Source organism: Nocardioides nitrophenolicus, from assembly GCF_016907515.1.
Taxonomy (GTDB): domain Bacteria; phylum Actinomycetota; class Actinomycetes; order Propionibacteriales; family Nocardioidaceae; genus Nocardioides; species Nocardioides nitrophenolicus.
In genome coordinates this window covers 3,183,178-3,207,252 of the sequence record NZ_JAFBBY010000001.1, presented here as the reverse complement: position 1 = coordinate 3,207,252, position 24,075 = coordinate 3,183,178, and the positions used below count along the sequence as shown (strand labels likewise).

Genomic DNA, 24,075 nt, shown 5'->3' with positions numbered 1-24,075 from the left:
GTCTCCCACGCGGCGCTGTCAACCGCCGAGTCGGCGGCGGGCGCGGCGGGCCAGCTCGCGGGCGGCCGTACGACGAGCGCCGGCCTGGTCGCGCTCGGCGTCCCAGCGCTCGGTGACGGCGCGGTGCCGGGACCACGCGGCCCGCTCGACCGGGCCGGCGAGGTCGCGGGGCTCGGGGCGCGGATGGACGCCGGTGAGCTTGGTGATGATGCCGACCGCGAGGGCCGCGGCGGCGCTCGGGTCGATGGCGCCGACCGGCGCGTTGTCGCCCTCGGCGGGAGCGAGCGCCCGGTCGGAGAGCAGGCCGAGGTCGCCGATCACGCGCGCGCCGGAGGCACCGATCCGCTCAGCCATCGCGGCCCCGACCTCGAGCGCCCGGTCGATCGCCCAGCCGGGGGTGAGCAGCCGCTCGGCCGCGGGGTCGGGCGGCGTGGCCTGGAGGCCCCGGGCGGCGCCGAACCGGACGAACCGGCCGTGGTCGGCGCTGGTCCACGGCGGCTGCGAGGTGCGCTCGACCAGCTCCCGCATCAGCGTGGCCTCGGCGAACGTCAGCGACCGGTTGGTCTTGTCGGCGGGCGGCCGGAGCAGACCCTCGGGCAGGCCGAGCAGACCCTCGAAGGCCGCCGGGAGCCCGCGGTGGTCGCGGTCGTCGACCACGATCACGCTGACCCGGTCCGCGCCGACCAGGCCCACCCAGCGCTCGACCAGCAGGTCGTGGCGGTGCCGTTGCCAGAAGGACGGCGTGACCGCGCCTCCGTCGGGAGAGTCAGCCTGGTCGAGGATCGCGCGCAGCCACTCGGCGTACGGCGGCACGGGGACGTTCTGGCCGTACTGCTGCCACTGCGAGCCGAGCAGCCGCACGATCGGCCGCACCGTGATCACGATCTGGGTGCGCGGGCCGAGCTCGTCGAGGAGGGTGCGGGCGCCCTCGTCGGTCGCCTCGCAGTAGACCTCGCTGCTCAGGACCCCGATCCGCGGCGCCGTCGCGCGCAGCTCGGCCACCAGGGCGTACCAGCGCTCCCGGAAGGCCTCGACGTCCTTGCCGGGGTCGACCCGGCCGAGGGCGAGCGCCATGGCGGCGTTCATCTCGTGGGCCAGCTCGCCGGGATAGGCGACGCCGTGCGCGGCCAGCGCGTCCCGGGCCTCCCACAGCGCGCCCTGCATCGCGGTGGTGCCGGTCTTGTAGGGCCCGATGTGGACCAGCGTGGAGCCATCGGGCAGCGGCTGGATCCGCGCGGTCATCGGCTGCCCCTCAGTCGGGTGAGGAGGACGCGGGCCGGCAGCTCCTCCACGGGTACGACGACCGGCCGGTCCGGCGCGAGGTCGGCGGGCCGCTCGACCAGGCCGAGCATCACCTCGAGCGCGGCGTCGGCCGCGACATCGATCGGGACCAGGCCGCGCTCGGCGGGGACCGGCCACAGCAGCGCGTCGCGAGGACCGCTGATCACGACCCCGTCGGCCTCCAGCTCCGCGAGCGCGGCCCGGCAGGCGTCGCGCATCGCCCGCGCCTCGGCGGGACCGAGGTCGGGGTCGGTGTCGAGGGAGCGGCTGATGCAGGCGGTGGCGTCGGCGGCGCCGTCGACCGCGGTCTGCCGGCTCGGCGGCAGCAGCACCTCGACCTGGGCGACGATCGCGTCGGCGTACGCGCGGGCGGTGTCCTGCCCGCCGGGCACGCTCTGCGGCGGCACCGGGTCGGCGTCGGTGTGGGCGGCCGCGGCGGCCACGTCGAAGCGCGGCCAGCGACGGCCGGCGGCGAGGGTGAGCAGCTGGTCGAGGGAGACCACCTCGTCGAGAGAGACCACGAGGTGGACCGGCGCGGCGGCGGAGTGCAGCGCCCGGACGTCCGCCACCCAGGCGGCCAGGCCCTCCGCGGTGGGCTCGGACAGCAGCTCGGCGACCGCGCCCACGACCAGCAGGGTGCGGTCCCCGGCGAGCTCGGAGAGCTCGACCAGGGTGACGTCGGGCAGCTCGTCGTCGTCGCGGGTGACCCGCTCGTCCTCGAGCGAGGCCCACCAGGTCGGGACCGCGAAGGCGTTCATCCCGGCGTGGGCGTCGGGCACGTGGAGCCGGCTCATCGCCTCGCCACCCTTCGGCGGGCGCGACGGCCGAGCTCGCGGACCAGCTCGCGACCGGCGTACGACGAGAGGTCGGGCGCCTGCGGCGTCGCCGCCGGAGCCTCGGGCGCGTGCCGAAGCGCGGCGGTGAAGGCGACGTCCATCAACCTGCCGGCGCTCTCGACGTCGACCGTGGTCGGGACATCGACCTGCTCGGCGTAGCCGGACGGGTCCACCACGAGGTCGGCGAGGTCGCCGACCACCGTGACGCCGGAGGCTTCGACGGCGGAGTTCCAGGCGGCGGCGTACTCGTTGGCCTTCTCGGCGACCCAGCGCGGAGCGCGGATCGGGTGGGGGGTGGTGGTGGCGGTGTAGTCGCGCAACGGGATCCGGGCCAGCACGCCGATCACCTCCATCCAGGTGGGGTGGTCGCCGCCGTGGTCGGTCCAGGCGCGGTTGAAGTGCCGCAGCATCTCCGCCTCGGGATAGGGCAGCGAGGCGTTCCCCTCGGGAACCGGCTGCAGGATCTCCGGAACCCCCATCAGGCGCTCGAAGACCCGGAAGTTGCGCAGCCGGTCGACCGGGTCGGGGACGACGAGGACGATCCGCTCCTCGCCGAAGACCGGGCCCCACTCCTCGATGATGCGACGCAGGCTGAACCGGTGGAGCGTCGGCATGAACTTCACGTAGTCGACGTGCACCTCGCCCTCGACGTCCACGGCGGAGAACTGTCCGCTCGCCCAGTCCTCCAACGACTCGGTGCCGCGACGTCGCAGCCATTGCTGCCACTGCGAGACCAGGAGCGGCGCCAGCGGACGGAGCGTGACGACGACGTGCGTGTCGGCGCCCAGCTTGTCGGCGAGATAGGAGATCCGCTCACCCTTGGCGTGGCTGAGCGACTCGCTCGACCAGAAGGTGCATCGGGCGTCGGACTCGCGGAACTCGGTCGCGAGAGCCTCCCACCGTCGTTCCCACGACCCCTGCCAGAACTCGGCGAGGCCGCCCGCCGCGACCTGGCCGACCCTCATCTCGTGCCGGCCGTGGTTGACGTTGTGGGCACCGAGCGCCTCGAGCTCGGGGCGCGCCTGGTCGAGCGCGCCCTGGAGCGCCGTCGTCCCGGTCTTGGGCAGACCGATGTGGATGAACCGCGAGCCGTCCGGGAGGGCGTCGGGCAGGTCGACGATGCGCATCGCGGGAAAGGCTCCTTCGGTCGGCGGCGGAATCGAGGGCGTGGTCACGACGGATCATTCCCCGACCTGAGCCAGTCACCCAGTCCGGGGATGGTGAACCGCACCGAGTCTCCCTCAGGGAAGATCGTGCCCTTCTGGATCAGGCTCTCGCGGATCCAGGAGACGGCCTTGGCGGGCTTGCCGAGCGCGGCCGCGACCTGGGCGCCCGTCACTCTCGGCTCGAGGGACAGGAGCTGGGCGAGGGCGCGGAGGTACTCGCGCTCGCGTTGGGAGGAGTCCTCCCAGCGGGCGGCGTAGAGGCCGGCGGCGAGCTCCTCCTGTGCAGCCGGAATGGCCGCCGAGGCGTGCTCGGTGGTGATCTCCTGGGCTCCGCTGGACGCGCGCCAGGCGTGATGGCCCATCAGCTGGATCGCGTAGGGATAGCCGCCCGAGGCCGCGGCGAGGCGTGCGGCCGCTGCGTCGTCCATCGGCCGCTCGGCCATCGCGGCAGGGACGCGGAGGGCGTCCAACGTGTCCGCCTGGTCCAGCAGGCCGATGCTGTGCCACTCCGCACGTTCGAGATAGGTCACCCCCTGGTGGCTTCCCCGCAGGCTGGGCAGACCGGCCAGCAGGACGACGAGGGGCCAGTCGTCGGGGACGTGCTCCTGGAGCGTCGCGGCCAGTTCGCCGAGCTCGGGCTTCGACGCGAGCTGCAGCTCGTCGATCGTCACCACGACGCCGGCTTCCAGGGCATCCGCCGCGGCGCACGCCTCGGCGAGGGCCGCTTCCAGGGACGGCCGTCCGGACCGGTCGGCGTCATCCCGCGTGAGCGCGATCTCGCCTCCCACCCCCAACACGCTGGCCCGGACGGTCGCGCCGGTCACCCGGAGCCGGGTTCCCGGCTTGGCCTGCCGGTAGAGATCGCGGATCGCGAGCAGCCGGTCGGCCAGCAGGGGCAGGAACGGGCGGCCGGGCCGAACCTCCACCGGGGCGGTCAGCCACGCGTAGGTGTCCGCGGCGCGGGAGGCCGCCTCGCCCAGGATGACCGTCTTGCCGACTCCCCGTGGACCGGTCAGCGCCAGCGGGCGCGGCGTGCGAGCGTCCAGCGCGGCGATCGCCAGCACCTCGTCGATCGCGGCCGTGATCCGGTGCCGTCCCGCGAGTGCCACCGGAGCCTGGTTGAAGCCCGGGCGGTAGGGATTGGGCACCCGTCTCGACACGGTGGCCAGGCTAGGTCGATCGAGGACGTCTAGCAATGTCTAGGGCGTCTAGGAGCGACTAGGAGTCTCCAAAGAAGGCCGCCGCCACCCGCTCCGCGGCATGGCCGTCCATGAACCGGCTGAACCGCGCGTGGAAGGCGGCCAGGTCGTCGGCGTAGCGGCTCCGCAGCCCGTCGAGGTCGCGCAGCAGGTCGACGACCTGCTCGGCGGTGTCGACGTGGGGGCCCGGGGCGGTAGGGGCGTAGTCGTAGAGGAAGCCGCGCACGCCACCGACATAGGTGTCGAGGTCGGGGACCAGGAAGACCATCGGTCGGTTGGTGAGCGCGAAGTCGAAGCGCAGCGAGGAGTAGTCGAGCACGGCCGCGTCGGCGGCGAGGATCAGGTCGTTGATCTCGGGGTACTCGGTGACGTCGAGGAAGCGGGTCGCCCCGGCACCGTCGCCGGCGGGGTTGTGGAAGCGGTGGCCACGCAGCAGCAGGACGTAGTCGGGACCGAGCTCGCGGGCCGCGGTGGCGACGTCGAGGTGGTGGACGGCGTCGGCGGCACGCCAGTTGGTGGCCTGGTCGTCGCGCCAGGTGGGGGCGTAGAGGATCGCCTTCTGATGGGGCTGGATCCCGAGCCGACGGCGTACGTCGTCGCGCACGGCCGCGGCCCGCTCCCCCACCAGGACGTCGTCGCGTGGGTAGCCCTCGTTGTGGATCGCGCCGTCGTAGGCGTACTCGCGGCGGTAGTACTGGTCCATGTCGGGATCGGGCGTGAGGATCAGGTCCCATTGGTGGGAGGTGCGGGCCAGCTCGAGCTCGATGCGCCGGGGCGGGTAGTGCTTGGCGTCCCACATCCGGATGCCCATCGACTTCGAGGGGTAGCCGTGGAAGGTCTGCAGCAGCCGCTGGCCGGGGCGCTTGCGGAACCAGCGCTCGGGGTCGATGTTCATGCACAGCTGCCCGGCCGCCGCCAGCACGCGGTACCACTCGCGGGTGGTCAGCACGACCGGCACGGCGCCTTCCGGGACCCAGGACGCGGCCGAGGCCACGCCCCAGTAGAGCGTGAGGTCGGGGCGGGTGCGTCGCAGCTCGTGGTGGAGCGCGAGCTGGCTGTCGGTCGCCGACGCCCCGACATAGGACTGGAAGTAGACCGCGTCGGGCTCGAGCGGGATCTCGGCGTCGGCGTACCACTCCTGGAGCTGGGTCTGGCCGTAGGGCACCCGCTCCTCGACGGGAACCGGCGGGAGCAGCTCGATCCCGGCGACCCGGGCCTCCTGGACCACCCGGGCGGAGTAGTCGGCGCCGACCATGAAGTGGTGGAGCCGGTCGATGCCGGCGTCGCCGAGGAGGGCTCGGGTGGTGGCGCCGGCGTGGGTGACCGCGAGCCAGAGCCAGCCGGGGGCGAGCGGGCGCTCGCCGAGGCCCCAGCGGTCGGTGGTCAGGGTGAGGCTCACCCGGACGGTGCCGTCGTCGGCGGCGGGCGGCAGGTCGGTGGCGAGCACCTCCGCGCCGCCGACCTGGGCGAGCAGGGCGAGCCGGGCGTCGGGGGTGGGGAGGCCCAGCCAGCGTGCGGTCACGTCGAGGCGCCGGCCCTCGACGAACAGGTCGTCGACCACGAGCGTGTCGGCGGCCTCGTAGAGCTCGGTGTCGCCGGAGGGGGCGCGGGAGCCGACCACCTCGCCCGCGCCGACCCCCAGCCACTGGGGGGCGCCGGCGGGCCAGCCGAGCGCGACCTCGCGGCCGTCGGCGGTGAGCGCCTCGACCCGCCAGCGACGCTGTCCGGTCCACGCGGCGGGCAGCTGGAGCCGGAAGGACCGCGCGCCGTCGGGCTCGTCGGCGAGCTCGGCACGGACCTGCTGGGTGCCCTGGGTGACCCGGAGGCCGATGACGGGGGTGTCGGCGGGGTCGATGACGCCCCGGACCGCGCGGCCCTCGACGGCGAGGGTCCGCAGGCGTGGCCCCTGGTCGGGGCGGATGCGCAGGCCGACCACGTCGGAGCGCGGGTTGAAGGCGACCACCGAGCCGGCGACCGGACGCGGCGCGAGGTGGTCGCGGCCGATGAAGCCGGCGGAGGCCTGCTCGTCGATGAGCGGGACGGCGCCGGAGCGGCGCACGCCGTCGACGTCGATGTCGACCTCGAGCACCCAGGTGGCGGTGTCGGCGCTCGCGGCGACCACCTCGGCGACCGGGACCACCGCGTCGAAGGCACCCCAGGAGAAGTCCTGGTGGCGGCGCAGCGCCTGGTTGGCGCGCGCGTCGCGGAACTGCCGGATCTCCAGCTCGATCCGCCGTCCGGCGGCGCTGTCGACCAGGGCGCAGGCGATGGTCGGGGTGGTGGTCATGTGGACGAAGTCGACGGCCGCGAAGACGGTCAGCTCGAGGGTGGTGGCGTCGACCCAGCGCGCCTCGCGCAGCATCGCGCGGAACCGGGTCTCGTCGGCGGTCATCTCGAACAGCTCGGGCGGTATCGCGAGCTCGACGTCGTCGTGGTGGGGCAGCAGCGCCCACACCTTGCCGTCGCGCACCTCGGTGGGCCGGTTGCCGCGGGTGAACAGCCGGGCGCCGAGGAAGTCCTCGAGCGCCTTGCGGTGGCCGCCCTGCAGCAGCCAGAGCTTGACCCGGGCCTCGGCGTTCAGTCGCGCCCAGACCTGCTCGTCGGCGGCGTCGAGCAGCATCGCGACGTGGTCGCGCAGGGTCTGCCACTGCTGCTCGTCGGCCCGCTCGACGTCGGCGATCAGCGGCTGCACCGCCGTGTCGAGCACGCCCCACAGGAACCAGTCGCGCACCTCGGGCAGCCCGAGCGACTCGACGCGGTGCCAGGTGTGGTCGTTGCGCTCGATCCAGTCGGGCAGGCCGCTGAGCACGTCGGGGACGGTGCCGACCTGGACGCCGTCGCGGCGGTCGGTGGGGATGTAGGTGAAGTCGGCCAGCAGGTCGAAGGCCGGCGCCCGCTCCAGCATCCCGAGCGCGACGTCGGCGCCGTCGGGGAACTCGTCGGTGAAGCGCAGCCCGAGCTCGCGCCAGGTCTCCTTCGTGAAGAGCCGGTTGCCGAGGCCGAGGTCGGTGACCGCGACCGGGGTGGCGGCGAGCGTCGTCGCGCGGACGGGAGTGTGGTGGGCGGCGTCGTAGGCCGAGTCGGGGATCCAGCCGGCGATGTCGGGCTCGCGCATCGCGCCGACCACGACCGGCGAGCCGGACCGGGTCTGGGCCTCGACCAGCCGCTCGAGGCCGGTGTGGACGAAGTCGTCGCCCGCGTGGGTCACCACGACCACCAGCTCGCCGGAGGCGGCGGCGACTCCCGCGTTGCGGGCCGCCGCGAGCGACCGCTCGACCTTGATCCGGGTCTTGATCCGCCAGTCCTGGGCGGCGTGCTCGCGCACCGTCGCGGTGACCCGGTCGTGGCGCCCGAAGCGCACCACGAGCACCTCGAGGTTGCGGTGGGTCTGGACCTTCAGCGAGTCGAGGCAGGTGCCGATCCGGGTGGTGTCGTCGTCGCTGACCGGGAGCACCACGGTGACCAGCGGCCCGGAGAACTCACCCCGGAACCGGCGGGTGGCGCGGCCGAGGGGTCCTCGCAGCCGGCCGGGTCCGGCCTTGGCGAGCCGGATCAGGCCTTGCTGGGCGCGGGCGCGGTCGAAGGCCACGGCGGCAGCGTCCTCTCGGGTCGACGACGGATGGGTCGCCCGATGCTACCGAGGGGGTACGACGGATCAGGCGGGGCGGCGGGCCTGGGTGCGGGCCTGGGCCTCGAGGGCGTGGATCTGGGCGGTGAGCACGTCGAGCTCGGCCTCGAGCTCGGCGACTCGGACGACGGCCTGGCCGGCGCGCTCCTCGGCGTCGGCGAGACTCTTCGCGAGCCGGTCGGCGGTGCGCTGGGCCTCCTCCGCACGCTCGCCGGCCTCGACCAGCTCGCGGCGGGCGTCGGCCAGCTCGGCGGCGGCGTCGCCGAGGCGCTTCTCGAGGCGGGCGATGGTGGCGTCGCGCTTGGCGACCTTGCCGGTCATGTCGGCGGCGAACTCGACGTTCTCCGCGGTGCGGGCCTCGGTGAGGTCGGCGTACGCCCGCGCCTGGACGGCCCGGTCGCGCGCCGCCTCCTGGCGGGAGTCCAGGAGCTCGGTGTGGGTGATCTTGGTGGCGGCCGCGCCGAGCACGAGGGCGGCGACGGCGGCGATGGTGACCAGGATCCAGGAGCCGGTCACGGCGGTGCCGGCGACGGCGAGCGTCGCGAGCACGAGGAGGAGGACAGCGACCAGGACCCGAGTGGAGCGCTGTCGACGGCGGTTGCCGGACATGACAGGGGAAGTCATGTCTTGCACGGTAAGCCTCCGGACCCCGGAGACGCGGCAGACACGCTTGTCACACTCGTCCCAACCGTCACAGTGCGTCAGCCGCGCATCTGACGAATGGGTCGCCCATCGGTCCCGGACGCGACCCGTTCGTCAGATGCGCGGGGGAGGATCGGGGTCGTCGCGGACCCGACACGCCCGCTCGAGGAGCAGCCCCGCCACCACGGCACCCAGGGCGCACCCGGCCGCGAGGAACGAGCGCACCATCCGGTCGTCGGCCAGCTCGGCGGAGTCGCCGATCCACGAGAGCGCATAGCCGACGTACCCACCGGTGACCAGCGCCGCGACCAGGGCGCTCGCGCGGGCCAGGACCAGCCGATTGACGGCCTGGTGGGCCTCCAGCCGCTCGCGGCGCACGTGGACGGCGCGGTGGGTCACCCAGGCGACGTACCCGAGGATCGCGGCGAGCAGCAGCAGCGCGAGCGGCTGCGCGGCGGACACCAGCGGGGGTACGACGCCGAGCCGGTCGCACACCGGATGCACCGCCCAGCCGACGACGGTGCCGGCCACCGCCCAGCCCAGCACGGTGGGCAGGCCGGTGGGCCGCAGCCCGTCGGGAGACGGACCCGCGGGCTCCTGCTCGGGCTCGGGCTCCTGGACCGGGTCTCGCGTCACACCGTCTCGAGCACCAGGTCGTCACGCAGCTTGAGGCCGCTGGCGTCGACCCTGTCGAGCAGGTCGGCGATCGGCCCGTGGTCGAGCAGCACGGCGTCGGCCTCGAGGTCGTGCCACGGCTTCAGCACGAAGGCGCGCTCGTGGGCGCGCGGGTGGGGCAGGCGCAGCTCGTCGGTGTCGCTGCGGCGGTCGCCGACGACGATGAGGTCGACGTCCAGGGTCCGCGGGGCGTTCTTGACGTCGCTGCGCTCGCGCTCGAAGGCGTCCTCGATGGCGAGGGCGCGGTCGATCAGGCGGTGGGCCGGCAGGGTGGTGTCGGCGAGCACGACGGCGTTGAGGAAGTCCTTGGCCTCCGGTGGGCAGTCGACGGGGGCGCTCTCGTAGACCGGGGACACGCCGGTGATCCAGACCTCCGGGGTGTCGGCGAGGGCGCCGAGGGCGCCCTGCAGGGTCGCGAACCGCTCGCCGAGGTTGGATCCGAGTGCGATCACCACCCGACGGATCGGTCGCATCTCGCCGGTCAGCGTGTCCGCGTCGACGATGTTCGGATTGGGGGTCTCGGTCATGCTGGGCCCTCTGCCTTCCCGGTTCGGTCTCCCGTCCCCGCGACCTCACGGCGGCGGGTGATGGTGAGCTGTACGTCGGCGAACGTCGCCTCGATCGGCGCATCCGGCTTGTGGACGGTCACACGCACCCATTCAACACGAGGGTCCAACAGGCACGTGTCGGCGATCCGCTGCGCGAGGGTCTCGATCAGGTCGACCGGGTCCCTCGTCACGGCGGCCACGACCTGGTCCACGAGGCTTCCGTAGTCCACGGTGTCGCGCAAGTCGTCCGACGCCGCCGCGGGGGCGGTGTCGACGGCGAGGGTCAGGTCGATCCGGAAGACCTGACCGTCGCGTCGCTCGTGGTCGAAGACGCCGTGATGGGCGAAGCACTCGATGCCGAGGATGCTCAGCTCGTCAGTCATCTCGATCCCTCTTCCGGCGCCCCGGCCCGATCCGCGGCTGGGGTCCACTGTGCCGCAACCGCCAGCGCGTCGCGATGGGCACGCACATCGTGGACCCGCAGGCACCACACCGGAGCACCCCCCAGCCCCGCCGCCAGCAGCGCGCTCAGGGCGACCCCGGCCGCCTCCCGCTCCCCCACCGGGCGCGGCTCGCCCGCGGGATCCTCGAGCAGACGCCCGAGGAAGGTCTTGCGGCTGCCGCCGACCAGCAGCGGGAAGCCCAGCTCCGCCAGCGCGTCCAGGTTGCGGACCAGCTCCCAGTTGTGCTCCGCCAGCTTGGCGAAGCCGAGGCCGGGATCGAGCACGATCCGGTCGTCGGGTACGCCGGCCGCCCGGATCGCCGCGACCCGCTCCCCCAGCTCGGCGCGGACGGCGGCGACCACCCCGCCGTCGTACCTGGCGAACTGCTGCATCCGGTCGCTGTGGGCGCGCCAGTGCATGGCGACGTAGGTGGCGCCGGTGCGGGCGACCACGTCGAGGATGGCGGGGTCGGCGAGCCCGCCGGACACGTCGTTGACGATCCGGGCGCCGGCCGCGACCGCCCGCTCGGCCACCTCCGCACGCATCGTGTCGACCGAGACCGTCGCGCCGGCGGCCGCGAGCGCCTCGATGACGGGGACGACGCGGTCCAGCTCCTCGGCGAGCAGCGGCCGGGTCGCGCCAGGCCGGGTGGACTCCCCACCCACGTCGAGGATGTCGGCGCCCTGCGCGAGCAGCTCGCGGCCGTGGGCGATCGCCCGCGCGGGGTCGGCGTACCGCCCGCCGTCGGAGAACGAGTCGGGCGTGACGTTGACGACACCCATCACCAGGGGCGTCGACGGTCCGGTCATGCCGGAAACCCTAGATGCTGACGGTGGCTGGGGCGATGTGCGTACGATGTACAGACGACAAGGGGAGGAGGAGACTTGGCCGAGCCGCCGCGCCCCGACCACCGGTGGACCGACGCCCCGCGAACCGAGCGGCTCAACATCCGCGTGAGCGCGGACTTCAAGAGCCTGCTCGAGCAGGCGGCGCGGGAGGACGGCGTCAGCGGCACCGATCTGATCATCGGCGCCACCGGAGCCCGGATCGACGAGATCCTGATGAGGCGGACGGTCGTCAGCGACCGGTTCTTCGACGACCTGCTGGCCGCGCTCGACGAGCCGCCCGCCCCCGACCCCGCCCTCGCGAAGGCGTTCCGACGCCTCGAGGAGCTGCGCGCCGATGCTGCTCACCCGGCTGACGCCTGACCACGACGTCACCTCGTTCCGCTGCGGCAACGCCGGCCTCGACGGCTGGCTCGGGTCGGCGGCGCGGACCGCGGAGGCGAAGGGAACGGCTCGGGTGTACGTGTGGCCGAGCCCCGGCGGGGCGGTCCAGGCGTACGTCGCGGTCACGCCCCACTCCGTCGACGCCGCCTCGCTGACCTCACGCCTCAGGCGCGGCGAGCCGGCGCAGATCCCCAGCTACCTGATCGCGAAGCTCGCCCTCGACGTCGGCTTGCACGGTCACGGGCTCGGTGCCGCGCTGCTCGCCGACGCCCTCGACGTGATCGTCCAGGCCAGCGACCGGGGCGGCGGGCGCTCTGTCGTCGTGGACGCCGTCGACGACCCGGCGGCCGGCTTCTACCGGCATCACGGCTTCATCGACACGACCCTGCCGCGCCGGCTCGTCCTGACGGTGAGCGCCGCTCGTCGGGAGCGCGATCAGGCGACCCGCACGACCGACTCCTAGACTCCCCCACATGGCCGAGGCTCCCGCGGTGTCCGTCGTGATCCCGACCTACCGCTCCGGTCCGGGGCTGGACCGGGCGATCGCGTCCCTCGACGCGCAGACCCTCCCCCAGGCCGAGCTCGAGGTGCTGCTGCTCGACGACGGCTCCCCCGACGACACCGCCGCCCGGATCGAGCGGATCGCGGCCGGCCGGGCCAACTACCGCTCGTTCGCCCTGGAGCCGTCCGGGTGGCCGAGCCGGCCGCGCAACATCGGCGTCCGCGAGGCGCGGGGGCGCTATGTGCTCTTCCTCGACCATGACGACGAGCTGTACCCCGACGCGCTGCGGGCCGGGGTCGCGCTCGGTGACGTCGCGGGCGCCGACGTGGTCAACGGCAAGGAGGTGCGCACCCAGATCGCGCGTTGGGGGCTGACCCAGTACACCCACGACACACCCGACGCCAGCGCCGAGCCACTGCGCGGACTGCTGCCGATGACGCCCCACAAGCTGTACCGGCGCGCTTTCCTGGTCGACCACGACGTCCGGTTCCCCGAGGCTCCGCGACACCTGTGGGAGGACCTGTTCTTCCACGTCGACGTGATCCGGCACCTGCCACGGGTCGCGCTGCTCAGCTCGACGCCCTTCTACCACTGGCGCAAGACCGCGGAGAACAACTCGACGTCGACCGACGGGACCCGGCTCGACTACAGCGGCGACCCGGAGTACTGGCCCTATCTCGACCGCCTGTTCCGGCTGATCTCGGGTGTCGAGCACCCCGCGATCCGCGACGAGCTGCTCGCCCAGAACGTCCACGTGCGGCTGGTCTCCCAGCTCGGGCAGCGCGCGAGCGACGACGACGCCGACCGGGTCGCCGAGGCGCGGGCCGAGGTCGCCCGGATGCTCGCGGCGTACGTCCCGCCCGAGCTCGACGCGCTGCTCCCCGAGCGCAGCCGGGTCGCGATCACCCTGTTCCGCGCCGGCCACGCCGATGCCGCCGCCGACTTCCTGCGCGACGGCATCGACCGTCGTCCCGAGTTCGTCATGACCGCCGTCGAGGAGGCGCCCGAGGGTGGGGTCACGGTCGCCGGCACCGTCACCTGGAGCCCGGTGCCGGGACAGCCCTTCGCCCGGCGTACGACGGACGGCGCCGTGGTCCGCGCCCTCCCCGAACCGCTCGCCGGCCTGCTCGCCGAGCACGGCCTGACCCCGTCGGCGGACGTGTCGGACGCGTTCGTCGACGTGGCGGTCCGGCACGCCCCGACCCGGGTCAACTGGCTGCTGCCGTCGACCTCCCGGATCGAGCTGGTCGAGCAGGACGACGGCACCCTCGAGCCGGCCGGCACCTTCACCGCCCGGTTCGACCCCGCCACCGCCGCCATGGGCGGCGCGCTGCCGCCGGGCGCGCACCTGGTGCTCGGCATGTGCGAGCTGGACGGGCGCACCGGGATCAAGCGCGCGTTCAGCGAGCTGCCGGCCGGCACCCAGGTCGGCTCGGTCGTGCTCGACTACTCGGCCCAGGACGGGCTGCTGCTCCGGCTCGCCGCCGAGGAGCCACCCGCCCGGAAGGGGCTGCTCAGGCGGCTGCGACGAGGCTGAGCGCCCCGGTCACAGCAGATGGTTCGGACCCGCGTCCGCGGCCTCGGCGAGCAGGTCGAGGAGGTAGCGCCCGTACCCGCTCTTGAGCAGCGGCCGGGCCAGCTCCTCGAGGCGGGCGTCGTCGATGATCCCGAGCCGCCAGGCGATCTCCTCGGGCGCGCCGACCTTGGTGCCCTGCCGGACCTCGAGCGCGCGGACGAAGTTGCTGGCGTCGTTGAGGTCGTCGAAGGTGCCGGTGTCGAGCCACGCCGAGCCCCGCGGGAGCACCTCGACCTGCAGCCGGCCCTCGTCGAGGTAAATCCGGTTGAGGTCGGTGATCTCCAGCTCGCCGCGCGCCGACGGCCGGAGCGTCCTGGCCTTCTCGACGACGTCCGCGCCGTAGAAGTAGAGGCCGGGCACGGCGTAGCGGCTGCGCGGCTTCTCGGGCTTCTCCTCGAGCGACAGCGCGCGCCCCTCGGCGTCGAACTCCACGACGCCGTACGCCGTCGGGTCGGCCACGCGGTAGCCGAAGACCGCGGCGCCGTCGAGGCCCTCGAAGCGGCGCAGCCGGGTGCCGAGGCCGGCGCCGTAGAAGATGTTGTCGCCGAGCACCAGGCCCGCCCCACCTCCGGCGAGGTGCTCCTCGCCGATGAGGAAGGCCTGCGCGAGGCCGTCGGGAGAGGGCTGGACGGCGTAGCTGATCTCGATGCCGAACTGGCTGCCGTCGCCGAGGAGCCGGCGGAACTGCTCGGCCTCGTGGGGCGTGGTGATGACCAGCACCTCGCGGATGCCGGACAGCATCAGCGTGGAGAGCGGGTAATAGATCATCGGCTTGTCGTAGATCGGCATCAGCTGCTTGCTGACCGCATGGGTCACCGGGTGCAGACGACTGCCCGTACCTCCGGCAAGAATGATCCCGCGCATGTTCCTAGACTGGCATGCGTGCAGCGCGTTCTCGTCACCGGCGGAGCCGGGTTCATCGGCTCGAACTTCGTCCACCACCTCGTCCGCCACACCGACGCGAGCGTCACCGTCCTCGACAAGCTGACCTACGCCGCCAGCCGGGAGTCGCTGGCGGGCCTGCCCGAGGAGCGGGTCCAGCTGGTGGTCGGCGACATCGTGGACGCCGCCCTGGTCGAGCGGCTGGTCAACCAGCACGACGCGGTCGTCCACTACGCCGCGGAGTCCCACAACGACAACTCGCTCAACGACCCGTCGCCGTTCATCCAGACCAACCTGATCGGCACGTTCACGCTGCTCGAGGCGGTCCGCAAGGCCGGCGTCCGGTTCCACCACGTCTCCACCGACGAGGTCTACGGCGACCTGGAGCTGGACGACCCGAAGCGGTTCACCGAGGACACGCCCTACACCCCGTCCTCGCCGTACTCGGCTTCCAAGGCCGGGTCCGACCACCTCGTGCGCGCCTGGGTGCGCAGCTTCGGGGTGCAGGCGACCATCTCCAACTGCTCCAACAACTACGGCCCGTGGCAGCACATCGAGAAGTTCATCCCCCGCCAGATCACCGAGGTGGTCGACGGTCGCCGGCCCAAGCTCTACGGCTCCGGCGAGAACGTGCGCGACTGGATCCACACCGAGGACCACTCCTCGGCCGTGCTCCGGATCCTCGAGCGGGGCCGGATCGGCGAGACCTACCTGATCGGCGCCGACGGCGAGAAGTCGAACCTCGAGGTGGTCCGGCTGATCCTGACCCTGATGGGCCGCGACGCCGACGACTTCGAGCACGTCACCGACCGCGCCGGGCACGACCTGCGCTACGCGATCGACTCCGGCAAGCTGCGCACCGAGCTCGACTGGACGCCGCAGTACGCCGACTTCGAGGCCGGTCTGGCCCAGACCGTCGAGTGGTACCAGCGGAACGAGGCCTGGTGGCGCCCGAAGAAGGACGCGACCGAGGCGGCGTACGCCGCGAAGGGCCAGTGACCATGGGCGAGCTGCGCGTCGAGACGACGCCGATCCCGGGGCTGCTCGTCGTCCACCTGCCCGTCCACGGAGACGAGCGCGGCTGGTTCAAGGAGAACTGGCAGCGCGAGAAGATGGTGGCGCTCGGCCTGCCCGACTTCGGCCCGGTGCAGAACAACATGAGCTACAACGCCACGCGAGGCGCCACCCGCGGCATCCACACCGAGCCGTGGGACAAGTTCGTGTCCGTCGCCACCGGCAAGGTGTTCGCCGCGTGGGTCGACATGCGCGCGGGCGAGACCTTCGGGGCGACGTACTGGTGCGAGGTCGACGAGAGCGTCGCGGTGTTCGTGCCGCGCGGCGTCGGCAACGCCTACCAGGCGCTCGAGGACGGCACCGTCTACGCCTACCTGGTCAACGACCACTGGCGCCCCGGTACGACCTACCCCGCCCTGCACCTCGCCGACCCCGACGTCGCCATCCCGTGGCCGATCCCGCTCGACTCAGCCGACGTCGAGATCTCCGCCAAGGACCACGCCAATCCCCGGCTCGGCGAGGTCGAGCCGGTGGCCCCGAAGAAGACGCTCGTCACCGGCTGCCGCGGACAGCTCGGCCAGGCCCTGGCGCCGCTGTTCCCCGACGCGACCCTGGTCGACCTCGACGATCTCGACCTCACCGACGAGGCGGCGTTGGCCGCCTGGCCGTGGGAGGACTACGAGCTGATCCTCAACGCGGCCGCCTACACCGCTGTCGACAAGGCCGAGACCCCCGAGGGCCGGCCGGTCGCCTGGGCCGCCAACGCCGCCGCCCCCGCCGCCCTGGCCCGAGTCGCGGCCGCGCGCGGCATCACCCTGGTGCACTATTCGACCGACTACGTCTTCGACGGCTCCCCGGTCTCCGGTGGCCACACCGAGGACGAGCGCTTCGCCCCGCTCGGCGTGTACGGCCAGACCAAGGCCGCCGGCGACCTCGCCGTCGCCGGCGCCCCCCGCCACTACGTCCTGCGCACCTCGTGGGTGATCGGCGAGGGCCACAACTTCGTGCGCACCATGGCCCGCCTCGCGGCCGACGGCGTCGACCCGGCCGTCGTCTCCGACCAGGTCGGCCGGCTGACCTTCACCTCCGAGCTGGCGCGGGCCACGGCCCACCTGGTCGCCACCCGGGCGCCGTACGGCACCTACAACGTCACCAACGGCGGCACCGAGCGGTCGTGGGCCGACTACGCCCGCAAGGTCTTCGAGCTGACCGGCCACGACCCGGCCCGGGTCAGCACGGTGACCACCGAGGAGTACGCCGCCGGTAAGGTCGTCTCGCCTCGGCCGCTGTACAGCACGCTCGCGCTCGACAAGCTCGCGGCCACCGGGTTCGTCAGCGTCGATGCGGACGAGGCGCTGGCGGCGTACCTGGGGTGAGGCCGGTGCAGGAATACCCGGTTCAGCGGGTATCCCTGCGCCTCCTGACTGTTGCACACGTCAGGAAGTGCCAGTTTCCGTCAGGAAGCCCGCAGGATTACCCACTTCAGCGGGTATTCCTGCAGATATTCAGCCCCGCGGGCTGTGGATGAGCGCCATCGCCTCGGCCCGCGTGGTCGCATTCGACAACATCGTCCCCCGCACCGCGGAGGTGATGGTCCGGGCGCCGGCCTTGCGGACCCCGCGCATGGTCATGCACAGGTGCTCGGCCTCGATCACCACGATCACGCCGCGGGCGCCGAGGATCTCCATCAAGGAGTCGGCGACCTGGGTGGTGAGCCGCTCCTGGACCTGGGGCCGCTTGGCGTAGACGTCGACCAGGCGGGCCAGCTTGGAGAGGCCGGTGATCTTGCCGGACTCGGCCGGGATGTAGCCGACGTGGGCGACGCCGGTGAAGGGCACCAGGTGGTGCTCGCACATCGACCACAGCTCGATGTCGCGGACCAGCACCATCTCGTCGTGGCCGAGGTCGAAGGTGGTGGTCAGCACCTCCTCCGGCGACATCCGCAGCCCGGCGGTGAGCTCGGCGTACGCCCGGGCCACGCGGGCCGGGGTGTCGCGGAGCCCCTCGCGGTCGGGGTCCTCGCCGATGGCGGCCAGCAGCTCGCGGACGGCGGCCTCGGCGCGCTCGTGGTCGAACGCGCCGATCGCGCCCGGCGCGCCCAGGGGCTCGCTCATGCGGAGGGCGCCGGCGGCTGCGGGTCGGTCGGGGGCGCGGTGGGCGTGCCGCCGTAGACGTCGCCGCCGGGTCCGGGCGGGGTCAGGATCTGGCCGCTGTCGCCGGGCTCGGGGGCGGAGCCGTTCTGCTCGGCGCGGCGCCGGATCTCCTCGGGGATCTCCACCGGCGGGATGGTGGAGGGCACCCGGGTGGGCGAGCCGGTCCAGGCGGGCCGCTCGGGACGCAGGCGCAGCGCGGTGAAGATCTCCGCGACCTGCTCCTTGTCGAGCGTCTCCTTGTCGAGCAGCGCGAGCACGAGCGCGTCGAGCACGTCGCGGTTCTCGACCAGGATGTCGAACGCCTCCTGGTGGGCGGCGGCGAGGAAGTTCTTGGTCTCCTCGTCGACGATCGCGGCGACGTCCTCGGAGTAGTTGCGCGAGTGGCCGAGGTCGCGGCCCAGGAACGGCTCGGAGTTGGACTCGCCGAGCTTGATCGCGCCGAGACGCTCGGTCATGCCGTACTGGGTGACCATCGCGCGGGCCAGCGAGGTGGCCTTCTCGATGTCGTTGCCGGCACCCGTGGTCGGGTCGTGGAAGATCAGCTCCTCCGCGGCCCGGCCGCCCAGCATGTAGGCGAGCTTGTCGAGCATCTCCGAGCGGGTCTGGGAGTACTTGTCCTCGTCGGGCAGCACCATGGTGTAGCCCAGCGCCCGGCCGCGCGGCAGGATCGTGATCTTGTGGACCGGGTCGGTGCCGGGCAGCGCCGCCGCGACGAGGGCGTGGCCGCCCTCGTGGTAGGCGGTGATCAGCTTCTCCTTCTCGGTCATCAGCCGGGTACGACGCTGCGGGCCCGCGATCACGCGGTCGATCGCCTCGTCGAGGAGCGGGGCGGTGATCACCTTCTGGTTGCTGCGCGCGGTGAGCAGCGCGGCCTCGTTGAGCACGTTGGCCAGGTCGGCGCCGGAGAAGCCGGGCGTACGACGCGCGACCGACATCAGGTCGACGTCGGGACCCAGCGGCTTGCCCCGCGAGTGGACCTCGAGGATCCGCTTGCGGCCGGCCAGGTCGGGCGCGTCGACCTGGATCTGGCGGTCGAAGCGGCCCGGGCGCAGCAGCGCCGGGTCGAGGACGTCGGGCCGGTTGGTCGCGGCGATGAGGATGACGCCGCCGCGCACGTCGAAGCCGTCCATCTCGACGAGCAGCTGGTTGAGGGTCTGCTCGCGCTCGTCGTGACCGCCGCCCATGCCGGCACCGCGGTGGCGGCCGACGGCGTCGATCTCGTCGATGAAGACGATCGCGGGCGCGTTCTCCTTGGCCTGCTCGAACAGGTCGCGGACGCGGGAGGCGCCGACGCCGACGAACATCTCGACGAAGTCGGAGCCGGAGATGGAGTAGAACGGGACGCCCGCCTCGCCGGCGACGGCGCGCGCGAGCAGGGTCTTGCCGGTTCCGGGCGGGCCGTAGAGCAGCACGCCCTTGGGGATCTTGGCGCCGACGGCCTGGAACTTCGCCGGCTCCTGGAGGAACTCCTTGATCTCGCCGAGCTCCTCGATCGCCTCGTCGCACCCGGCGACGTCGGCGAAGGTGGTCTTCGGCATGTCCTTGCTGATCATCTTGGCCTTGGACTTGCCGAACTGCATGACGCCCCGGCCACCGCCCTGGACGTTGTTCATCAAGAAGATGAACAGCAGGATGATCAGCGCGAACGGCAGCAGCGTCGCGAGGATCGAGCCCAGCAGGCTGGGCTGCGGGTTCTTGGAGTTGGCCTTGTCGATGGTGCCCTTGGCGACCTGTTCGTCGACCAGCGCGAGCAGGGTCTCCTGCTGGCCCTGGATGTACGACGACATCACCTTGTCACCCTGCTTGCGGGTGCCCTTGTCGAGGGTGGCCTCGATCGTCTGGTCCCCGTCGATGAACGTGATGTCCTCGACCTGGCCCTTCTCGATGTACTTCGACATCTGCGAGGTGGGGACCTCGTCGTACCCGCCTCCGGGCGCGAGGAACTCGAGAGCGAGGACGACGGCGAGGACCGCCACCACGATCCAGAGCCAGGGCCCCCTGAAAACGCGCTTCACAGACTTACTCGCTCCCCAACTCCGTCGACAAGGATCAGACGACGGTACACGCCGCCGACGGGTCCCATTCTGTCTGGTCCCTGGTTGGGCGGGGTAGCGAAGCCGGGATCAGGAGTAGACCGAGGGCGCGAGAGTGCCGATGTCGCGCAGGTTGCGGTACCGCTCGCGGTAGTCGAGGCCGTAGCCGACGACGAACTCGTTGGGGATGTCCCAGCCGACGTACTTGGGCTTCACCGGCATCTGCAGCGCCTCCGGCTTGCGCAGCAGGGTGGCGATCTCGACGCTCGCGGGGCCCCGCGAGCCCAGGTTCGACGTCAGCCAGGACAGGGTCAGGCCGGTGTCGATGATCTCGTCGACGATGAGCACGTGGCGCCCGGCGATGTCGGCGTCGAGGTCCTTGAGGATCCGCACCACGCCGGACGACTTCGTGCCGGAGCCGTACGACGACACCGCCATCCAGTCCATCTCGACGTGCTTGCCGAGCGCCCGGGCGAGGTCGGCCATGATCATCACCGCGCCGCGCAGCACGCCGACCAGGACCAGGTCCTTGCCGTCGTAGTCGCGGTCGATCTCGGCGGCCAGCTCGACCACCCGGGCCTGGATCTGCTCCTCGGTGAAGAGCACCTCGACCAGGTCGTCCGCGACGTCGCTCGCATGCATGGCGTCAGCCTGCCACAGGCCCGCCCGTCGGCCGGAACCGGAGGTGGCCGCCGTCGCGGAAGCCCGTCACGAGCCCGGGGAGCTGCACCTCCCCGCCGCTCTCCCCCTGGGCCAGCCGGTGCAGCGCGGTGACGTGGACGTGGAACAGCTCGGCGTCCAGCGCGCCGGCGTCGAGCGCGGCCAGCCGGAGCACCCGGGTCGCGAGCGCGGGGAGCAGCTCGCCGAGGCCCGCGAGGGGGAGGCCGTCGGGTCCACCCAGCCCGGCGTACGCCGAGGCGGCGAGGGCGTCGAGCGCCTCGACGTCGGCACGGACCTGGTCGGCGGTCCGGGCCAGGGTCGCGGCGATGCCGGGACCGAGCTCGTCCTCGAGGACGGGCAGCACCCGTTGGCGGACCCGGACCCGCGCGAAGCCGGGGTCGCTGTTGTGGGGGTCCTCCCAGAACTCGATCCCGTCGGCCAGGCAGGCGGCCACGGTGTCGGCGCGGGCCACGTCGAGGAGCGGACGGCGGTAGTGGTCGAACCCGCGCCGCATCCCGGCGAGGCTGCGTCCCCCGGAGCCGCGGGCCAGCCCGAGCAGCACCGTCTCCGCCTGGTCGTCGCGGGTGTGACCGAGCAGCACCAGCTCGGCGTGGAGGTGGGCGCGGAGCTGGTCGAGGACGGCGTACCGCGCCCGGCGGGCCGCGGCCTCGACCCCGAGGCCGGCCGGGTCGACCTGGACCCGTGCGGTCGCGGTTTCGTCGGCGCCGAGGCCGGTCATCTGGGCGACGACCCGGGCGGCGTGCTCGGCCGAGCCGGGCTGCAGGCCGTGGTCGACGGTCGCGCCGACGACGCGGAGGCCCGCCTTGCGGCCCTCGAACACGCTCGCGGCGAGCAGGGCGAGCGAGTCGGCGCCGCCCGAGCACGCGACCACCACGGTGGCGCCGGGCTCGCGGTCGGCGAGCGCGCGTCGTACGCCGTGGCGCACGGCGGCGATCGCGGGATGGAGGCCCATGTCAGCGAGCCGTCAGGCGAGGACCCGCTTGACCCAGCTCTCGGGGTCGCTCAGCTCGGCCTTGCCAGGAAGGTTCTCGGGGCCCGCCCAGACGGCGTTGAACTCCTCCATGCCGACCTTGTCGACGACGGCGCGCACGAACTGGGCGCCGTCGCGGTACTGCGCCATCTTGGCCTCCAGCCCGAGCAGCCGCCGCAGCACCCGGTCGAGCGCGCCGACGCCCTGCCGGCGCCGGGTGAACTTCTTGCGGATCTTGGCGACGCTGGGGATGACCGTCGGGCCGACGTCGTCCATCACGACGTCGGCGTGCCCCTCGAGCAGCGACATCATGCCGGTCACCCGGTCGATCACCTGCTGCTGCTCGGGGGAGCTGAACATCTCGACGATGCTGCCGCCGTTGCGGCCGGCCTTGATCGCCTCGGTGATCCGCTCCAGGCCGCCGTCGAGGAAGCCGCTCGGCTCGACGGTGTCGCTGATCGCCCGGATCTCCGAGAACAGGTGCTCTCGCATCCACGGGACGGCGGTGAACTGCACCCGGTGGGTCTCCTCGTGGAGGCAGACCCAGAGCCGGAAGTCATGGGGGTCGACGTCGAGCTCGCGCTCGACGTGGACGATGTTGGGGGCGACCAGCAGCAGCCGGCCGTGGGGCTCGTGGAAGGGATCGAACTGCCCCAGCACCTTGCCGGCCAGGAAGCCGAGCAGCCCGCCGACCTCGGCGCCGGTCACCTTCGCGCCGACCTTGAGCCCGATCCCGCTCGGCGGCTTGCTGGCGGCCAGCTTCTCGATCATCGGCCGGGTCGCGATCTCGAAGCCCTCGGCGTTGGCCTGCACCCAGCCCGGCCGGTCCACGACCAGGATCGGCGCCGTGCCCTCCGGCGCGTCCAGGCCGGTGAAGTCGCGGACCAGCCCGGTCGAGCGGTGCGCGCCCGCCCGGAGCTCGGCGACCGCGTCGTCGGCCTCGGCCCGGCTCACCACCGGCCCGTCCCCCGCCAGCCGGGAGCCGAGCGCCACGGCGAGGCCCCAGTCGATCATCGGGGGCAGCGGGACGGCGGGTGCGGTCATGACGGAAGCCTAGGCCGTGTCTCCGAATCGGAGGGTGGTCAGCACAGGCAGGCGCCGAGGCCGGCCGCGGCGGAGTCCATCGTGGTCCGGGCGAGCAGCGACTTGTCCTTCTTTACCTTGTCGGCCATCAGCGCGAACGCCAGCAGGTGGCCCTGGGCGTCGATGGCGATCCCGGCGAGCGAGGTGACGCCGGTGAGGGTGCCGGTCTTGGCGCGGACCCGGCCGCGGCCGGCGGCGGGACCGAGGTCCATCCGGTCGGTCAGCGAGCCGGTGTAGCCGGCGACGGGCAGGGCGGCGAGCAGCGGGCGGAGCTGGGGGTGGTCGGCGGAGGCGGCCAGGCGGAGCACGTCGACGAGGACGCCGGGCGCCAGCCGGTTGGCGCGGGACAGCCCGCTGCCGTCGTACAGGACCGAGCCGCGCAGGTCGATGCCGTTGGCGGTGAGCACCCGCTCGACGGCCCGCTGGCCGCCGGCGAACGAGCCCTCGCCGGAGTCGGCGACCCCGGCCTGGCGCAGCAGCACCTCGGCGGCGGCGTTGTCGCTGACCTCGACCAGCCGCTGCACGATCTGCGCGACGGTCGGGCTGGTCACCCGCGCGACCTCGGTGGCGGTCGCGGGAGCGGTGGTGCGGGCGGGACCGCCGGTGACGGCGATCCCACGGCGGGCGAGCGCCTGCGCGAAGGTGGTGGCCGCCTCCAGGGCGGGATCGGCGACCGGACCCCGGCCCGGGAGCGCCCGGCCCTCGTCGACCCACAGCGCGCTGATCGGGTTGACCTCCTCGGGGATGTAGTCCGGCTTCCACCGCGGGTGCACCGCCGGACCGGTGAACAGCGAGTCGTCGAAGCCGAGCTCGACGCTCGTCACCCCCGACGCCTTCAGCGCGCGGGCGGTCCGCTTGGCGAGGGTGCGGACGTCGGCCCGCTTCGGGTCGTACGTCGCGCCCGTCGGCGCCGGGTTGGGCTCGCGCGCCAGCAGCGGGTCGCCGCCGCCGACGAGGACCAGGCGGGGCGTCGTACCGCTGGTGTCGAGCACGGTCGTGGTCGCGAAGGTGTGCTCGGGCCCGAGCAGGAAGAGCGCCGCCGTCGAGGTGACCAGCTTGGTCGTCGACGCCGGGATGGCGACGCCGGCACCCTCCGCCGCCTCGTAGGCGTAGCCGGTGCCCTCGAGCGGTCCGACCGCCGCGATCACGTGCCGACCCAGGGCGGCCGAGTCCAGCGGGGCGAGCGCCTGCTGCACCGCGGCGGCGTCGAGCGGGGCGGTGCCGTCGGCGGTCGGCGCCCACGCGTCGGGGACGACGACCGGCGGCACGTCGACCTCCGGCGGGGGCGCGACCGCCGCCGGGTCGGCCGGCGTACCCGCGTCGGCGCGCAGCTCGTCCCACCACCGCTCGGCCCACCCGGTCCGCCAGGCGACACCGGCTCCGGCGAGCAGGGCCACCACCAGCACCCCGGACACCACCCGCCGGGCGCGCCCGGCCCCGGGCTCGCGGTCCTTCTTGGCCACCGTTCTCCTCCCGAGGGTGCTCCCCGACTGCGCGTTCGGGGACATTGTGCGGGACAATGCTGCGAACATCG

At 73.1% G+C, this 24,075-nt stretch carries 22 protein-coding genes; 5 read left to right on the top strand and 17 right to left on the bottom strand.

What is annotated here, in order from left to right; all coding sequences use genetic code 11:
- Nucleotides 1-18: 18 nt before the first annotated feature.
- The 10 genes from JOD66_RS15620 to folP all read right to left on the bottom strand — a co-directional run bounded on the left by JOD66_RS15620 (nt 19) and on the right by folP (nt 11,227).
- Nucleotides 19-1,242: a hypothetical protein gene (locus JOD66_RS15620; protein WP_204837778.1), complete on the bottom strand. Its 1,224-nt coding sequence runs from the start codon at nt 1,240-1,242 to the stop codon at nt 19-21.
- Complete coding sequence (locus JOD66_RS15615; RefSeq protein ID WP_204837777.1) at nt 1,239-2,075, bottom strand: hypothetical protein; 837 nt, start codon at nt 2,073-2,075, stop codon at nt 1,239-1,241. Before JOD66_RS15615 ends, JOD66_RS15620 begins: the two co-directional genes overlap by 4 nt.
- On the bottom strand, nt 2,072-3,244 hold the full coding sequence (locus tag JOD66_RS15610; RefSeq protein ID WP_204837776.1) for a hypothetical protein: 1,173 nt from the start codon (nt 3,242-3,244) through the stop codon (nt 2,072-2,074). The genes JOD66_RS15615 and JOD66_RS15610 overlap by 4 nt, the downstream gene beginning before the upstream one ends.
- Nucleotides 3,245-3,288: 44 nt before the next feature.
- The gene (locus JOD66_RS15605) at nt 3,289-4,443 is read right to left on the bottom strand and encodes a DUF8462 domain-containing protein (RefSeq protein WP_204837775.1); all 1,155 of its coding nucleotides are present in this window, start codon (nt 4,441-4,443) and stop codon (nt 3,289-3,291) included.
- Between the two features lie 58 nt (nt 4,444-4,501).
- A complete protein-coding gene (locus JOD66_RS15600; RefSeq protein ID WP_204837774.1) occupies nt 4,502-8,071 on the bottom strand; it encodes a bifunctional glycosyltransferase/CDP-glycerol:glycerophosphate glycerophosphotransferase in 3,570 nt (1,189 codons plus the stop codon).
- 66 nt (nt 8,072-8,137) lie between these two features.
- Complete coding sequence (locus tag JOD66_RS15595; RefSeq protein WP_204837773.1) at nt 8,138-8,734, bottom strand: hypothetical protein; 597 nt, start codon at nt 8,732-8,734, stop codon at nt 8,138-8,140.
- A 132-nt stretch (nt 8,735-8,866) separates the two neighbouring features.
- A complete protein-coding gene (locus JOD66_RS15590) occupies nt 8,867-9,388 on the bottom strand; it encodes a DUF3180 domain-containing protein (RefSeq protein ID WP_307823553.1) in 522 nt (173 codons plus the stop codon).
- Complete coding sequence (folK, locus tag JOD66_RS15585) at nt 9,385-9,954, bottom strand: 2-amino-4-hydroxy-6-hydroxymethyldihydropteridine diphosphokinase (protein ID WP_204837772.1); 570 nt, start codon at nt 9,952-9,954, stop codon at nt 9,385-9,387. Before folK ends, JOD66_RS15590 begins: the two co-directional genes overlap by 4 nt.
- The gene (gene folB / locus JOD66_RS15580) at nt 9,951-10,358 is read right to left on the bottom strand and encodes a dihydroneopterin aldolase (protein ID WP_204837771.1); all 408 of its coding nucleotides are present in this window, start codon (nt 10,356-10,358) and stop codon (nt 9,951-9,953) included. Before folB ends, folK begins: the two co-directional genes overlap by 4 nt.
- Nucleotides 10,355-11,227, bottom strand: coding sequence for a dihydropteroate synthase (folP, locus tag JOD66_RS15575; protein ID WP_239545250.1), 873 nt, complete (start codon nt 11,225-11,227; stop codon nt 10,355-10,357). Before folP ends, folB begins: the two co-directional genes overlap by 4 nt.
- 75 nt (nt 11,228-11,302) lie before the next feature.
- Between folP and JOD66_RS15570 the strand changes: the two genes are divergently transcribed.
- Genes JOD66_RS15570 through JOD66_RS15560 form a run of 3 tightly spaced genes read left to right on the top strand, consistent with a single transcriptional unit; the run spans nt 11,303 to nt 13,686 of the window.
- Nucleotides 11,303-11,626, top strand: coding sequence for a type II toxin-antitoxin system TacA family antitoxin (locus JOD66_RS15570; protein ID WP_204837770.1), 324 nt, complete (start codon nt 11,303-11,305; stop codon nt 11,624-11,626).
- Nucleotides 11,601-12,110 carry a GNAT family N-acetyltransferase gene (locus tag JOD66_RS15565; protein WP_204837769.1) on the top strand — a complete coding sequence of 170 codons (510 nt, stop codon included), beginning with the start codon at nt 11,601-11,603 and terminating at the stop codon, nt 12,108-12,110. The genes JOD66_RS15570 and JOD66_RS15565 overlap by 26 nt, the downstream gene beginning before the upstream one ends.
- Nucleotides 12,111-12,120: 10 nt before the next feature.
- Nucleotides 12,121-13,686 (top strand): glycosyltransferase family 2 protein, encoded by a 1,566-nt coding sequence (locus tag JOD66_RS15560; protein ID WP_204837768.1) that lies wholly within the window; start codon nt 12,121-12,123, stop codon nt 13,684-13,686.
- 9 nt (nt 13,687-13,695) lie between these two features.
- Here JOD66_RS15560 and rfbA read toward each other — a convergent pair whose 3' ends face one another.
- Nucleotides 13,696-14,589, bottom strand: coding sequence for a glucose-1-phosphate thymidylyltransferase RfbA (gene rfbA, locus JOD66_RS15555; protein WP_204837767.1), 894 nt, complete (start codon nt 14,587-14,589; stop codon nt 13,696-13,698).
- An 18-nt stretch (nt 14,590-14,607) separates the two neighbouring features.
- On the opposite strand from rfbA, the gene rfbB reads away from it, so the two are divergent.
- Nucleotides 14,608-15,606 (top strand): dTDP-glucose 4,6-dehydratase, encoded by a 999-nt coding sequence (rfbB, locus tag JOD66_RS15550; protein WP_307823552.1) that lies wholly within the window; start codon nt 14,608-14,610, stop codon nt 15,604-15,606.
- Between the two features lie 2 nt (nt 15,607-15,608).
- Nucleotides 15,609-16,997 carry a sugar nucleotide-binding protein gene (locus JOD66_RS15545; RefSeq protein ID WP_204837765.1) on the top strand — a complete coding sequence of 463 codons (1,389 nt, stop codon included), beginning with the start codon at nt 15,609-15,611 and terminating at the stop codon, nt 16,995-16,997.
- Between the two features lie 129 nt (nt 16,998-17,126).
- Here JOD66_RS15545 and folE read toward each other — a convergent pair whose 3' ends face one another.
- From folE to dacB, 6 genes are all read right to left on the bottom strand, one after another.
- On the bottom strand, nt 17,127-17,735 hold the full coding sequence (folE, locus tag JOD66_RS15540; protein ID WP_204837764.1) for a GTP cyclohydrolase I FolE: 609 nt from the start codon (nt 17,733-17,735) through the stop codon (nt 17,127-17,129).
- Entirely contained in the window at nt 17,732-19,789 is a 2,058-nt protein-coding gene (gene ftsH, locus JOD66_RS15535; protein ID WP_204837763.1) for an ATP-dependent zinc metalloprotease FtsH, read from the bottom strand. The genes folE and ftsH overlap by 4 nt, the downstream gene beginning before the upstream one ends.
- 108 nt (nt 19,790-19,897) lie before the next feature.
- Complete coding sequence (hpt, locus tag JOD66_RS15530; RefSeq protein WP_204837762.1) at nt 19,898-20,449, bottom strand: hypoxanthine phosphoribosyltransferase; 552 nt, start codon at nt 20,447-20,449, stop codon at nt 19,898-19,900.
- Between the two features lie 4 nt (nt 20,450-20,453).
- A complete protein-coding gene (tilS, locus tag JOD66_RS15525; RefSeq protein WP_204837761.1) occupies nt 20,454-21,440 on the bottom strand; it encodes a tRNA lysidine(34) synthetase TilS in 987 nt (328 codons plus the stop codon).
- 12 nt (nt 21,441-21,452) lie between these two features.
- On the bottom strand, nt 21,453-22,502 hold the full coding sequence (locus tag JOD66_RS15520) for an Rv3626c family coenzyme F420 biosynthesis-associated protein (RefSeq protein ID WP_239545248.1): 1,050 nt from the start codon (nt 22,500-22,502) through the stop codon (nt 21,453-21,455).
- A 38-nt stretch (nt 22,503-22,540) separates the two neighbouring features.
- Nucleotides 22,541-24,004 carry a D-alanyl-D-alanine carboxypeptidase/D-alanyl-D-alanine endopeptidase gene (dacB, locus tag JOD66_RS15515; protein ID WP_204837760.1) on the bottom strand — a complete coding sequence of 488 codons (1,464 nt, stop codon included), beginning with the start codon at nt 24,002-24,004 and terminating at the stop codon, nt 22,541-22,543.
- Between the last annotated feature and the right edge of the window lie 71 nt (nt 24,005-24,075).

Excerpts from the sequence above, each read along its gene's own strand:
- JOD66_RS15620 (WP_204837778.1), bottom strand. The coding sequence starts at position 1,242 with ATGACCGCGCGGATCCAGCCGCTGCCCGATGGCTCCACGCTGGTCCAC.
- JOD66_RS15615 (WP_204837777.1), bottom strand. The coding sequence starts at position 2,075 with ATGAGCCGGCTCCACGTGCCCGACGCCCACGCCGGGATGAACGCCTTC.
- JOD66_RS15610 (WP_204837776.1), bottom strand. The coding sequence starts at position 3,244 with ATGCGCATCGTCGACCTGCCCGACGCCCTCCCGGACGGCTCGCGGTTC.
- JOD66_RS15595 (WP_204837773.1), bottom strand. The coding sequence starts at position 8,734 with ATGACTTCCCCTGTCATGTCCGGCAACCGCCGTCGACAGCGCTCCACT.
- folK (WP_204837772.1), bottom strand. The coding sequence starts at position 9,954 with ATGACCGAGACCCCCAATCCGAACATCGTCGACGCGGACACGCTGACC.
- folB (WP_204837771.1), bottom strand. The coding sequence starts at position 10,358 with ATGACTGACGAGCTGAGCATCCTCGGCATCGAGTGCTTCGCCCATCAC.
- folP (WP_239545250.1), bottom strand. The coding sequence starts at position 11,227 with ATGACCGGACCGTCGACGCCCCTGGTGATGGGTGTCGTCAACGTCACG.
- JOD66_RS15565 (WP_204837769.1), top strand. The coding sequence starts at position 11,601 with ATGCTGCTCACCCGGCTGACGCCTGACCACGACGTCACCTCGTTCCGC.
- JOD66_RS15560 (WP_204837768.1), top strand. The coding sequence starts at position 12,121 with ATGGCCGAGGCTCCCGCGGTGTCCGTCGTGATCCCGACCTACCGCTCC.
- rfbA (WP_204837767.1), bottom strand. The coding sequence starts at position 14,589 with ATGCGCGGGATCATTCTTGCCGGAGGTACGGGCAGTCGTCTGCACCCG.
- JOD66_RS15545 (WP_204837765.1), top strand. The coding sequence starts at position 15,609 with ATGGGCGAGCTGCGCGTCGAGACGACGCCGATCCCGGGGCTGCTCGTC.
- folE (WP_204837764.1), bottom strand. The coding sequence starts at position 17,735 with ATGAGCGAGCCCCTGGGCGCGCCGGGCGCGATCGGCGCGTTCGACCAC.
- hpt (WP_204837762.1), bottom strand. The coding sequence starts at position 20,449 with ATGCATGCGAGCGACGTCGCGGACGACCTGGTCGAGGTGCTCTTCACC.
- tilS (WP_204837761.1), bottom strand. The coding sequence starts at position 21,440 with ATGGGCCTCCATCCCGCGATCGCCGCCGTGCGCCACGGCGTACGACGC.
- JOD66_RS15520 (WP_239545248.1), bottom strand. The coding sequence starts at position 22,502 with ATGACCGCACCCGCCGTCCCGCTGCCCCCGATGATCGACTGGGGCCTC.